General features: G+C 60.9%; 13 protein-coding genes. 4 read left to right on the forward strand and 9 right to left on the reverse strand.

Annotated elements, in window-relative coordinates; genetic code table 11:
* Positions 1-14: 14 nt before the first annotated feature.
* A complete protein-coding gene (locus LOY45_RS11845; RefSeq protein WP_258579176.1) occupies positions 15-335 on the reverse strand; it encodes a cupredoxin domain-containing protein in 321 nt (106 codons plus the stop codon).
* Positions 336-866, reverse strand: coding sequence for an iron transporter (locus LOY45_RS11850; RefSeq protein WP_258579177.1), 531 nt, complete (start codon positions 864-866; stop codon positions 336-338).
* 174 nt (positions 867-1,040) lie between these two features.
* On the opposite strand from LOY45_RS11850, the gene LOY45_RS11855 reads away from it, so the two are divergent.
* Positions 1,041-1,256, forward strand: a complete 216-nt coding sequence (locus LOY45_RS11855; protein ID WP_258579178.1) for a DUF3079 domain-containing protein — start codon at positions 1,041-1,043, stop codon at positions 1,254-1,256.
* Positions 1,257-1,272: 16 nt separating this feature from the next.
* Here the strand turns inward: LOY45_RS11855 and LOY45_RS11860 are convergent, their stop codons facing one another.
* The 3 genes from LOY45_RS11860 to LOY45_RS11870 form a co-directional block, all read right to left on the reverse strand.
* Positions 1,273-1,521, reverse strand: coding sequence for a hypothetical protein (locus LOY45_RS11860; protein ID WP_115086392.1), 249 nt, complete (start codon positions 1,519-1,521; stop codon positions 1,273-1,275).
* A gap of 105 nt (positions 1,522-1,626) precedes the next feature.
* Complete coding sequence (locus LOY45_RS11865) at positions 1,627-2,670, reverse strand: LLM class flavin-dependent oxidoreductase (RefSeq protein WP_115086393.1); 1,044 nt, start codon at positions 2,668-2,670, stop codon at positions 1,627-1,629.
* A gap of 94 nt (positions 2,671-2,764) precedes the next feature.
* Positions 2,765-3,250, reverse strand: coding sequence for a flavin reductase family protein (locus tag LOY45_RS11870; RefSeq protein WP_115086394.1), 486 nt, complete (start codon positions 3,248-3,250; stop codon positions 2,765-2,767).
* A 325-nt stretch (positions 3,251-3,575) separates the two neighbouring features.
* On the opposite strand from LOY45_RS11870, the gene LOY45_RS11875 reads away from it, so the two are divergent.
* Complete coding sequence (locus tag LOY45_RS11875) at positions 3,576-4,988, forward strand: purine-cytosine permease family protein (RefSeq protein ID WP_233673487.1); 1,413 nt, start codon at positions 3,576-3,578, stop codon at positions 4,986-4,988.
* Between the two features lie 260 nt (positions 4,989-5,248).
* Here the strand turns inward: LOY45_RS11875 and gloA are convergent, their stop codons facing one another.
* Both gloA and LOY45_RS11885 read right to left on the reverse strand, forming a co-directional pair.
* Entirely contained in the window at positions 5,249-5,770 is a 522-nt protein-coding gene (gloA, locus tag LOY45_RS11880) for a lactoylglutathione lyase (RefSeq protein WP_115086396.1), read from the reverse strand.
* A 216-nt stretch (positions 5,771-5,986) separates the two neighbouring features.
* Entirely contained in the window at positions 5,987-6,346 is a 360-nt protein-coding gene (locus tag LOY45_RS11885; RefSeq protein ID WP_115086397.1) for a histone-like nucleoid-structuring protein, MvaT/MvaU family, read from the reverse strand.
* A 365-nt stretch (positions 6,347-6,711) separates the two neighbouring features.
* Here LOY45_RS11885 and LOY45_RS11890 point away from each other — a divergent pair, with 365 nt between their 5' ends.
* Positions 6,712-8,001, forward strand: a complete 1,290-nt coding sequence (locus LOY45_RS11890) for an OprD family porin (RefSeq protein ID WP_115086398.1) — start codon at positions 6,712-6,714, stop codon at positions 7,999-8,001.
* 72 nt (positions 8,002-8,073) lie between these two features.
* Positions 8,074-8,823 carry a precorrin-6A synthase (deacetylating) gene (gene cobF / locus LOY45_RS11895; protein WP_115086399.1) on the forward strand — a complete coding sequence of 250 codons (750 nt, stop codon included), beginning with the start codon at positions 8,074-8,076 and terminating at the stop codon, positions 8,821-8,823.
* Here the strand turns inward: cobF and LOY45_RS11900 are convergent.
* Together LOY45_RS11900 and LOY45_RS11905 are read right to left on the reverse strand one after the other, a co-directional pair.
* Positions 8,789-10,108: a glycosyltransferase gene (locus tag LOY45_RS11900; protein WP_115086400.1), complete on the reverse strand. Its 1,320-nt coding sequence runs from the start codon at positions 10,106-10,108 to the stop codon at positions 8,789-8,791. The genes cobF and LOY45_RS11900 overlap by 35 nt on opposite strands.
* Before the next feature lie 88 nt (positions 10,109-10,196).
* Positions 10,197-10,592, reverse strand: a complete 396-nt coding sequence (locus LOY45_RS11905) for a response regulator (RefSeq protein ID WP_134062388.1) — start codon at positions 10,590-10,592, stop codon at positions 10,197-10,199.
* Between the last annotated feature and the right edge of the window lie 122 nt (positions 10,593-10,714).

Consider the following 10,714-nt stretch of genomic DNA (forward strand, 5'->3'; position numbering starts at 1 on the left):
TCCCTGCAGCAGCGTTATTTGGCGAGGATGCCGCCCTCGGGCAACTGCGGATTGAATTCGTCGAAGAACGGATAGTGGCCGGGGCGCAACGGGTGAATGACGACAAAGCTGGTCACCCCGGGCGACAGCACTTTCTCCACCCGCAGCGGCTTGCTTTCGAATTCCGCCGGGCCCTCGCCGAGGTTTTTCAGGACGATCTTGAAACGCTGACCGGCCGGCACCTCGAGCAGCGCAGGGGTGAAGTGGCCGTCGCGCAGGATCAGCTCGAAACTCGGCAGCGGCGCGGCGCTCAGCGGCAAGGCCGCACAAGCGAGCAACAGGGCCATGGCCTTCATTCAATAACCGCCTTTCTTGCCGATCCCGGCATAAACGAATTCGTAGTGCAGTTCGCAGCGCTCGAACCAGGGTTCGACGCCGGTTTCCTTGTCGGTATGGCGTCCGAGCGAGCCGTGGCCGGCCGGCGGCAGCAGGGTGAAGGTCAACTGGTATTTGCCTGGCCCCTGCAGCTTGACGTTATCGCCATAGTGCGGCCCGTCGTTGGCGACCATGGCGTGGAAGTTACCGCTGATGGGTGTGTCGCTGCCCTGTTTCTGCGGGCTGAAGGCGACATTCAGGTAGGGCACGAAACTGCCTTCCTGAAAGCCCTGGCGGTTGTTTTCAGTGGCGCGCACGTCGGCTTCCAGGTGGATATCGGAGTCGACGGTCGCGCGCATCATCCCGGCCGGGGCCATTTCGATCGGCTGCAGGTACACCGCGCCGACTTCAAGGCCCGGGCACAGTTGCGGCTCGCCGATGGGGTATTCCTTGGCGAACGCCTGCGGGGTGATCAGGAGCAAGGCGAGTGACAACGAGAGGGGCGTACGCATGATGGCTTCCGGGGCTGGGCAGTGGGAGCCCGAGTCTAGGAAGCCTTTGCGCGAATAATAATGATTATTATCAATTTTACCGGCGATCCGGCCGCACCCTTGATCTGCATCAAGGGCAGGACTTTAGCTGCGCAGTAGCGTGGAAGCTCGCCCATTGCCCGTCCGAGGCATCTCATGGCCAAGCCTTTTCCCATCAGCCCCAAGCACCCCGAGCGCATCTGCTGGGGTTGTGACCGCTACTGCGCGGCCAACGCCCTGGCCTGCGGTAACGGCGCCGACCGCACCATGCACCCGGCGGAAGTGTTCGGTGAGGACTGGAACGAGCAAAGTGATTACGGGCTGGCGTTGCCGGAGCAGCAGGGCCCCGCTCAGGATCAGGGGGCCACATAGGTGCACGGTTGTTCAGTCAAAACAGCTGTTGACGCTTATCCAGTTGCTGGTCGACCAGCCATTTGCCGTGCGCCAGTGATGCATGTTGGGCGTTATCAAGGTCGGCCAGGTAGGCCATCTTCACCGGCAGCGACAAGCGCCGGCTGGTGTGGCCCTCGGGATCGGTAATCAGGCATCCGGCGTTGAAGGGCGTGGGAATGCCCGGGTGGGTTTCGACGCTTGCGGTGATGGTGTGGTTGCGATGCACGCATTGAAGGGTTTTCATCATCCTTACCTCGCTGCTGTGGTATCGAAAGCGCATCAGTCAGGTTGCTTTTTTGGGTATACCACAGCGTCGGCCCGGTTGGATCCGGGCCGACGAACGTGACGGTCAGCGGAACGCCGGCACCACTTCGTTGATAAACAGCGCCAGCGACTTTTTCTTCTCGGCGTGGGACAGGCTGTTGTCGCACCAGAAGCTGAATTCGTCGACCCCCAGTTGCTGGTAGTAACGAATGCGCGCGATGATTTCTGCCGGGGTGCCGATCATGGTGTTCTTGCGGATGTTGTCCAGTTCGAACTCCGGGCGTTCCTTGAATTTCTCTTCCGGGCTGGGGGCCAAAAAGCCGTTCTCCGGCACCTGCTTGTTGCCGAACCAGGCATCGAAGGTCCGGTAGAAGCGCGAGATGGCCTGGGCGCCGACTTTCCAGCCGTCGGCGTCATCCGCGGCATGCACGTGGGTGTGGCGTAGCACCATCAGTTGCGGGCGCGGTACCTCGGGGTTGTTGGCCAGGGCCGCATCGAATTTGTTTTTAAGGTCGAGGACTTCTTCATCGCCTTTCATCAGCGGCGTGACCATCACGTTGCAGCCGTTCTTGACCGCGAAGTTGTGCGAGTCCGGGTCGCGCGCGGCGATCCACATCGGCGGCATGGGCTTGTGCAGCGGCTTGGGCACGCAGGTCGAGGTGGGGAACTTCCAGATCTCGCCGTCGTGGGCGTAGTCGCCTTGCCACAAGGCACGGATCACCGGGACCATCTCACGCAGGGCCTGACCGCCCTCGGAGGCGGGCATGCCCCCAGCCATGCGGTCGAACTCGAACTGGTAGGCGCCGCGGGCCAGGCCGACTTCCATGCGGCCGTTGCTGATCACATCGAGCAGGGCGCATTCACCGGCCACCCGTAGCGGGTGCCAGAACGGCGCAATGATGGTCCCGGCACCGAGGTGGATGGTCGTGGTGCGCGCCGCGAGGTAGGCCAGCAGCGGCATCGGGCTGGGCGAGATGGTGTATTCCATGGCGTGGTGTTCGCCGATCCACACGGTGCTGAAACCGCCGTCTTCGGCCATCAGGGTCAGTTCGGTGAGGTCTTCGAACAGCTGGCGGTGGCTGACCTGTTCATCCCAACGTTCCATGTGTACGAACAACGAAAATTTCATGACGCATTCCTCGGATCTTGTTGTAGGTCGCCTGTCGAGTCAGGCGGCATGACTCTCGACCTGCGCCTGGCGCCTGTCGTAAGAATAGCGGGGCTCAGGCCAAGGCTGGCAGTTCGGCCATCTTGCCGCGGCAGTACACCAGCGGGCTGGGGGCCTGCTCGGGGACGATGAGGTTTTTCACTGCGCCGACCATGATCGCGTGGTCGCCGCCTTCATATTCGCGCCACAGCTCGCATTCGATGATTGCCGTGGCGTTGGCCAGCAACGGATTGCCCAGTGCGCTCAGGGTCCAGTCGATGCCCTGGGCCTTGTCCTTGCCCTTGCGCGCAAAGGCATAGGCTTCGGCCTGTTGTGCGCCGGACAGCAAGTGGATGGCGAAGCGCTTGTTGCGGATCAGCACCGGGTAGGAATCGGAGCTGTAGTTGGGGCAGAACAGTACCAGCGGCGGGTCCATGGACAGCGAACTGAAGGCGCTGGCGGTCAGGCCGACGACCTGGCCGTCGTCGTCCAGGGTGGTAATCACCGTAACGCCGGACGGGAAGGAGCCCAGGACGTTCTTGTAGACGGTTGCGTCGATCATGGCGTGGTCCTCGGAAGCAGCGGTGGTCCGCGTTTTTGTTTGATGTGTCTGATGGTATACCGTAATACCTAATTTGCAAGTGGAATTTTCAGTCGGGACGAACGGCCCAGCATTGCCTTAAGCGCCCGCAAATACGGGGGTTTGAGCGAATATGGAAGGAAGAGAGCGAGCAAAAAATCAGATCAGTTGCAGGCAAAACGGCCGGATCAGTCTTGTGAAAAAGATGGAATACCATAATATGGTGCGCAGCTAAGTTGCTCGTTTCGAGCGCTCCGCAAGCGGTTTCCTACAAAGATAAAAACAGAACCTTTCGAGCTTATTGCCCATGTCCCAGCCGTCTTCGCAACAGCAGTTGATCGAAAACCATACGGTCGATTACGTACCGCCCGCCGAGCGCCATGGTCAGGCGCGCGATCTGTTCACCTTGTGGTTCAGCACCAACATTGCGCCGCTGCCGATTGTCACCGGGGCCATGGTGGTTCAGGTGTTCCATCTCAATTTGTTCTGGGGAATGCTGGCTATTGTTCTCGGCCATATGCTCGGAGGTATTGTCATTGCCCTGGCCTCGGCTCAAGGGCCGCAGATGGGCATTCCGCAGATGGTCCAGAGCCGTGGTCAGTTCGGCCGTTATGGCGCGCTGCTGATCGTGTTCTTTGCCGCCATCATCTATGTCGGCTTCTTTATTTCCAACATCGTCCTGGCCGGCAAGTCGATCCACGGCATTGCGCCGAGCGTGCCGATGCCGGCGGCGATCATCATCGGCGCCCTCAGCGCCACCGCCATTGGCGTGATCGGCTACCGATTCATCCATAGCCTCAACCGCATCGGTACCTGGGTGATGGGTACGGCGTTGCTGGCGGGCTTTGCAATGATCTTCGCCCAGGAGCTGCCGGCCGATTTCTTCAGCCGTGGCGGCTTCAACCTGTCGGGCTGGGTTGCGACCTTGTCGCTGGGGGTGATCTGGCAGATCAGCTTTTCACCCTACGTGTCCGACTATTCACGCTACCTGCCGCGTGAAGTGGGTATTGCGCGGCCGTTCTGGGCAACCTATTTCGGCGCTACCCTGGGCACTATTCTGTCGTTCAGCTTTGGCGTCGTTGCCGTACTGGCGGTGCCGGAGGGGACCGAGGCGATGGCGGCGGTGGAGCAGGCCACCGGCTGGTTGGGGCCGATCCTGATGGTGCTGTTCCTGCTCAACATCATCAGCCACAACGCCCTTAACCTGTATGGCGCGGTGTTATCGATCGTCACCTCGATCCAGACCTTTGCCAGCCGCTGGACCCCGAGCATCAAGGTGCGTGTGGTGCTGGCCAGTGTGATTCTGTTGGGCTGCTGCCTGGTGGCGTTGAGCGCCTCGGCGGACTTCATTGGTCATTTCATCGGCCTGATCCTGGCGCTGTTGCTGGTACTGGTGCCCTGGGCGTCGATCAACCTGATCGACTTCTACCTGATCAAGCGCGGTAGCTACGACATTGCCTCGATCTTTCGTGCCGATGGCGGCGTCTACGGGCGCTTCAATGCCCATGCGATCATCGCTTATGCCTGTGGGATCCTGGTGCAACTGCCGTTTGCCAATACGTCGCTGTATGTCGGGCCGTATGCCAATCTGGTGGAGGGTGCGGACTTGTCGTGGCTGGTGGGGCTGTTGGTGACGTGCCCGTTGTATTACTGCCTGGCGACGCGGGGGCGGGGTCAGTTGGTACAGATCCAATGCAGGAGCGGGCTAGACCCGCGATGAGGTGTCTGGATTGCGACCGCTGCGCGCTCGATCGCCGGCAAGGCCAACTCCCACAAGTCCGGCGTACACAGATCCATTGTGGGAGCTGGCTTGCCCCGCGATGAGGCCGGTACAGCCAGCACATCAAGTGTTGTCTGGATTGCGACCTCTGCGCGCTCGATCGCCGGCAAGGCCAGCTCCCACAAGTCCGGCGTACACAGATCCATTGTGGGAGCTGGCCTTGCCAGCGATGAGGCCAGTACAGTATCGAAAGGCCTTGATCAGAACGCGGTCGGCTGAATGATCTCGACCCAGTAATCATCCGGGTCCTTGATGAACGCCAGGTGCTTCATGCGGCCGTCGCTCAGGCGTTTCTGGAAGGTGACGCCCAGTTGCTCGAAACGCTCGCAGGCTGCACGGATATCCGGCACCGAGATGCAGATATGACCGAAACCACGCGGGTCGGTGTTGCCGTTGTGGTAGGCAAAGTCGGCGTCGTTCTCTGTACCGTGGTTGTGGGTCAGTTCGAGGATGCCAGGGATCGACTTCATCCACTCGGTGCGCTTGGCGGCGTCAGCCGGGATTTGCGCCTTGTCGACCAGGGCGAGGAAGTACAGGCTGAACTCGGCTTCCGGGAAGTCGCGTTTTTCTACCAGGCTGAAGCCCAGCACACGGGTGTAGAAGTCCAGGGACTTGGCAACGTCCTTGACCCGCAGCATGGTGTGGTTGAAAACGAAGTTGTGGGTCGCGGCATCCGGTTGCGCGGTGACACCAGGGAGGGTGTCGAGATGGTTCAGGCTCATGGGCTCTCCGCATTTGAGGCTGGCAACAGTGCTGCCAGCAAAACAGTCAGGGCGTCATGATACGGAACTGAAGCGATTGCGCAAACGATTTGCGCCCCGCCTTTACAGGGCGGGGCGCAAGAATTAGAAGCCCGCCGAAGCGGGCGTATGGGGCGCTAGTCCGTTAGCAGCCTTCATCCTGAGCCAGTCGATGTGAAAAAAGTGTGAAGGTGTTTTTCACTTACGCAACCAGCTGTCGACTGTCTTGGCGCCGTACTGTTCCTTCCAGGCTTTCAGGCCCCGGTGGTTGCCGCCCTTGGTCTCGATCAGCTCGCCGGTGTGCGGGTTTTCATAGACCTTTACGACCCGCGCGCGGCGCTGTTTCGGCGCGCTGACCGGGCCTTTGTGGGACGCTTTTGGATCAAGGATGGCGATAATATCGCGCAGGCCCTTGTCGTAGTGTTTCATCAGGTCGACAAGTTTCTTTTCGAACTCGATTTCGCGCTTCAGGCCGGCATCCTTTTTAAGCGCCTCCAATTGCGCCATTTGTTCCTGAAGGGCCTTTTCGGCAGCGCGGAACTCTGCAAGTCTGGACACTGTCATCACTCCTTTAAGTCTGCAGTGGCCCGGCATGCGTGAAGATCAGCAACATTCTGTATAACGCAGCCGCCACCGGGTTGGGTACAACATCGCACTAATAAAGAGTGTAGTAGTCTGTACGAGGCGGGTAAACATTAAACTTTTATATTACCGCTTATGGAACTTTCTTAATTAACCCCACACCGTGGCCAAAGAACTAGTCGACACTGTGCCTGGCGCCTTAGACCATGGTCCAATGGGCCGGTCTAGAGCGGTTGCGAGATGATAGGCGGTCACCGTCGACTGCCATCGGCGCTGGGAGCATTGTCGGCGCCGGGACCGGCGCCGGTTGTTTTTTGCCTTTCTTTCGGATTTCGCTTCTCATGTTTGCCCCATACCCTCTCGCGCCCGGGCGCAGCCTTATCGGCCTGCTCGCGATGTTTGCTGCTGTATCGACTCAAGCCGCTGGTTTTCTTGAAGACAGCAGCGCCAAAGTCGAAGCACGCAACGTCTACTTCAACCGTGACTTCCGTGATGGTCATACCAGTTCCAGTCAGGGAGCCTCGAAACGCGAAGAGTGGGCCCAGGGCTTTATTCTCAATGTGCAGTCCGGCTACACCGAAGGCACTGTAGGATTTGGTGTTGATGCACTGGGCATGCTCGGCTTCAAACTCGACTCCAGCCCGGCCGACAGCAACAGTGGTCTGTTGCCGTCCAGCGGACATGACCCGCGCGGTTCGGTAGACCAGTACGCGAAGATGGGCGTGGCCGGCAAGATGCGTTATTCGCAGACGGTGCTCAAGGTCGGCTCGATGATGCCGGACATGCCGCTGCTCAAGTACAACGACGGGCGTTTGTTGCCGACGATGTTTCAGGGCACGCTGCTGACCTCCGAAGAAATCAAGGGCCTGAAGTTCACCGTTGCCCGCCTGGACAAGTACACCGCGCGGGATTCAACCGACCGTCAGGACATCCGCGTTCATTGCAAGAACAAACGCTACGCCTGCAATACCACTGCCGACCATTTCGACATGGCCGGGGTCGACTACAAGTTCAATGACCGCCTGAGTGCGCAGTACCAGGTGGCCAAACTTGAGAACATCTACCGCCAGCACTTCCTGGGCCTGGTGGCCAGCCAGCCGTTGAGCGTCGGCAGCCTGTCGGCCGACCTGCGCCTGATCAAGAGCGACGACATCGGCCGTGCGCGCGCCGGCGATATCGATCACCGCGCCTTGAGCGGCATGCTCGGTTATAGCCTGGGTGGGCACAAGGTCAGCGCCGGCTGGCAGCGCATGTATGGCGAGAACGCCATGCCGTACCTGGATGGCAGCAACCCGTACCTGGTCAACTACGCCCAGGTCAACGACTTCGCTGCAGCCCAGGAGCGCTCCTGGCAACTGCGCTACGACTACGACTTCAAGGCCATGGGTGTACCGGGCTTGAGTTTCTTTACCCGCTACATCAACGGTGACCATATCAAGGTCCCGGGCAGCCTGGCCGAGGGCAAGGAGTGGGAACGCGACAGCGAGCTCAAGTACCAGATCCAGGGCGGCACCTTCAAGGATGTCAGCGTGCGCCTGCGTAACTCCACCTACCGCAGCAACTACGAGAAGTATGCCCGCGACATGGACGAAACCCGAGTGATCGTCAGCTACAACTTCTCGATCTTCTAAACAACAGTACGTTGCCATTGTGCTTCGGCCAGCCGACTATAGGGGCTGGCCGGGCCATGGAAGCGACTTGCAATGAAACAACTGCTGTTGATTGGTATCGGGCCGGGCAATCCGCGCCAGATCACCCTTGAAGCCATCGACGGGCTGAACCGTGCCCAGGTGTTCTTCGTGCTCGACAAGGGCGCGGTCAAGGATGAGTTGCTGCAACTGCGCAAGAACATTCTCGAACGTTACATCGATCAACCCGGGTATCGCCTGGTGCAGGTCGATGACCCGCTGCGCGATGGCGCGGCCAGCGACTATGTCGGTGCAGTGCAGGACTGGCACCAGCAGCGTGCGGCGCTGTACGCCAGCCTGATCGAAAACGAACTGGCGGACGGTGAATGTGGCGCTTTCCTGCTGTGGGGGGAGCCGACCCTGTACGACAGTACCCTGCGTATTCTCGATCTGGTGCAGGCCCGAGGCGTGTCACTGGCGCTTGAAGTGATCCCCGGCATCAGCAGCGTGCAGGCCCTGGCCGCCGGCCACCGCATTGCCTTGAACCGTATTGGCGAGCCCCTGACCGTGCTGCCCGGGCGGCGTCTGGCCGAACAGCCGCGCATCGACAATCTGGTGGTCATGCTCGATGGCCAGTGCGCCTTCGCGGCGCTGGATGATCCGCAGTTGCACATCTATTGGGGCGCTTACCTGGGCACGGCGGACCAGATCCTGATTGCCGGGCCGCTGCTCGAGGTCAAGGCGCAGATCCTCGCCGCCCGTGAACAGGCACGGGCGCGCAAGGGCTGGATCATGGACACTTATCTGCTGCGTCGGCCGCTGTAGCCAGGCGATTCTTGGCCTCGATCCACTGGGCCATGTACTGGGTGCTTTTGTGCTGGTGGTGGCGGAGCATGGCGCCGGTGAAGTTGAACAGGCGGTGCTGGTCGAGGTCGGCCAGGGCGTATTCGATGCGTTCGACCAGAGCGTTGGCGTGCTGGCGACGGTCGTAGCGAGCGCTCAACAGCCGGCGCGCGTCCTGCTGCGCCTGGTTCCAGCGCGCTTCGTCGCTGTATAGCGTCGCCGCGGCTTCGGCCAGGCCTTCGGCGGTCTCGGCGATCGCACCGGGCCAGGGCAGGGCGCCGTGCATGGCTTCGGCGCCGATCGGCGTGGTCACGCTGGGCGTGCCGCATTGCATGGCGTCGGTGAGCTTGCCCTTGATCCCGGCGCCAAAGCGCAGGGGGGCCAGGCAGATGCGCGCATTGCTCATCACTTCCAGGGCGTCTTCGGCCCAGTTCATGATGTGAAAGCCCTCGGCCGGTTTGTGCAGCGCCGTGGCCTTGGGCGGGGTGTAGGCGCCGTAGATGTGCAACTGCGCCTGCGGCAGGCGCCGACGGATCATCGGCCACAGGCTGTTCTTCATCCACAGCACCGCGTCCCAGTTCGGCGCATGGCGGAAGTTGCCGATGCTGAGGAAGTGCGCGCGCTCGGCGAACGGTTTGAACGGCTCGCTGGGCGCGTCGAGCATCAGCGGGCACCAGTGCAGCAGGTGCTCGGGCACGCCGAAGCCGTTGAGCAGCAGGTCGATCTCGACGTCGGAGATCATCAGGCTCAGGTCGCTGCGGTAGATGGCGGCGAGTTCGCGCAGGGTCAGGTCGGCGCTGGCCATCTGCCGATAGAGGTCGGGGCCGGAGGTGTTGAACAGCGCGCGAAAATCATTCGGGTCCAGGCCCTCGATCAGGCGCCGGCGCAGCAGTTGCTGGCGAGCATCGCGCAGGCTTTGCAGGTCGGAGGTTTCCAGCACGCGCAGGGCGTTGGGGCAGTGTTTTTCCACGCGCCAGCCGAACTGCTCTTCCATCATGAAACGGTCGAACAGCACGACGTCCGGGGCCAGTTCGCCGACAAAGCGGTCGAAGCTGCTGTCGTTGAGGGTGATGGCCTGCTCGGCGATACCCAGGCTTGCCAGGTCGGCCGTGTGCTCGCCAATGGCTGCAGGGCTGCTGAAGGTGATGCGCCAGCCGCGCTGCACGAAGCTTTCAAGGATCTGCATCATGTGCGAACCGGCGGCCGAAGAGCGCGGCTCGGGCCAGACGTAGCCAATGACCAGGACGTTGAGGGCAGGGGCGGACATGGGTATCGGGGACCTTGGCAAAAGCGCGTATTAAAGCAGATTCCGTGGGAGCGGGCTTGACCCGCGATGCGATGTGACTGACAGAATGCTATCGCGGGGCAAGCCCGCTCCCACCCTCGGTAATTGGAGTGAGAATACCCTGCACCTTGTCACGCAACTGGTCGATGCTGAACGGCTTGGCGATCTGGTGCAGGTCGGCCGGTACATCGAGGTTGTCGCCATAGCCACTGGCAAACAGCACCGGCAGCGCCGGACGCAGCTCCCGGGCTTTTACTGCCAGGTCCTTGCCGTTCATGTCCGGCAGGCCGACGTCGGTCAGCAGCAAGGCCAGGGATTGTTGCGTGTCTTTCAAAACCTTCAGCGCCGCTTCTGCATCGGCAGCCTGCAGCACCTGATAGCCCAGCTCTTCAAGCACCTCGACCATCAGCATGCGCACGATAGCGTCATCTTCGACGACGAGCAGGGGCTGGGGTGTCTGGGACATGGGGGGATTCCTGTACAAAAGTCTGTTCATTATCTGTAAGCCGGGTGCGCTCCGAAGTTCCCTCTGTGCTGAAAAAAGCCCCCCGAATGAACAGCATAGCGGTCATTGAAAAAGCAGGGAAC

Origin of the sequence: Pseudomonas wadenswilerensis (assembly GCF_024749185.1) — a bacterium.
GTDB lineage: Bacteria > Pseudomonadota > Gammaproteobacteria > Pseudomonadales > Pseudomonadaceae > Aquipseudomonas > Aquipseudomonas wadenswilerensis.

Coding starts and splice junctions, on each gene's coding strand:
- LOY45_RS11900 (WP_115086400.1), bottom strand. CDS start 10,108: ATGTCCGCCCCTGCCCTCAACGTCCTGGTCATTGGCTACGTCTGGCCC.
- LOY45_RS11850 (WP_258579177.1), bottom strand. CDS start 866: ATGCGTACGCCCCTCTCGTTGTCACTCGCCTTGCTCCTGATCACCCCG.
- cobF (WP_115086399.1), top strand. CDS start 8,074: ATGAAACAACTGCTGTTGATTGGTATCGGGCCGGGCAATCCGCGCCAG.
- gloA (WP_115086396.1), bottom strand. CDS start 5,770: ATGAGCCTGAACCATCTCGACACCCTCCCTGGTGTCACCGCGCAACCG.
- LOY45_RS11845 (WP_258579176.1), bottom strand. CDS start 335: ATGAAGGCCATGGCCCTGTTGCTCGCTTGTGCGGCCTTGCCGCTGAGC.
- LOY45_RS11890 (WP_115086398.1), top strand. CDS start 6,712: ATGTTTGCCCCATACCCTCTCGCGCCCGGGCGCAGCCTTATCGGCCTG.
- LOY45_RS11865 (WP_115086393.1), bottom strand. CDS start 2,670: ATGAAATTTTCGTTGTTCGTACACATGGAACGTTGGGATGAACAGGTC.
- LOY45_RS11870 (WP_115086394.1), bottom strand. CDS start 3,250: ATGATCGACGCAACCGTCTACAAGAACGTCCTGGGCTCCTTCCCGTCC.
- LOY45_RS11875 (WP_233673487.1), top strand. CDS start 3,576: ATGTCCCAGCCGTCTTCGCAACAGCAGTTGATCGAAAACCATACGGTC.
- LOY45_RS11905 (WP_134062388.1), bottom strand. CDS start 10,592: ATGTCCCAGACACCCCAGCCCCTGCTCGTCGTCGAAGATGACGCTATC.
- LOY45_RS11860 (WP_115086392.1), bottom strand. CDS start 1,521: ATGAAAACCCTTCAATGCGTGCATCGCAACCACACCATCACCGCAAGC.
- LOY45_RS11855 (WP_258579178.1), top strand. CDS start 1,041: ATGGCCAAGCCTTTTCCCATCAGCCCCAAGCACCCCGAGCGCATCTGC.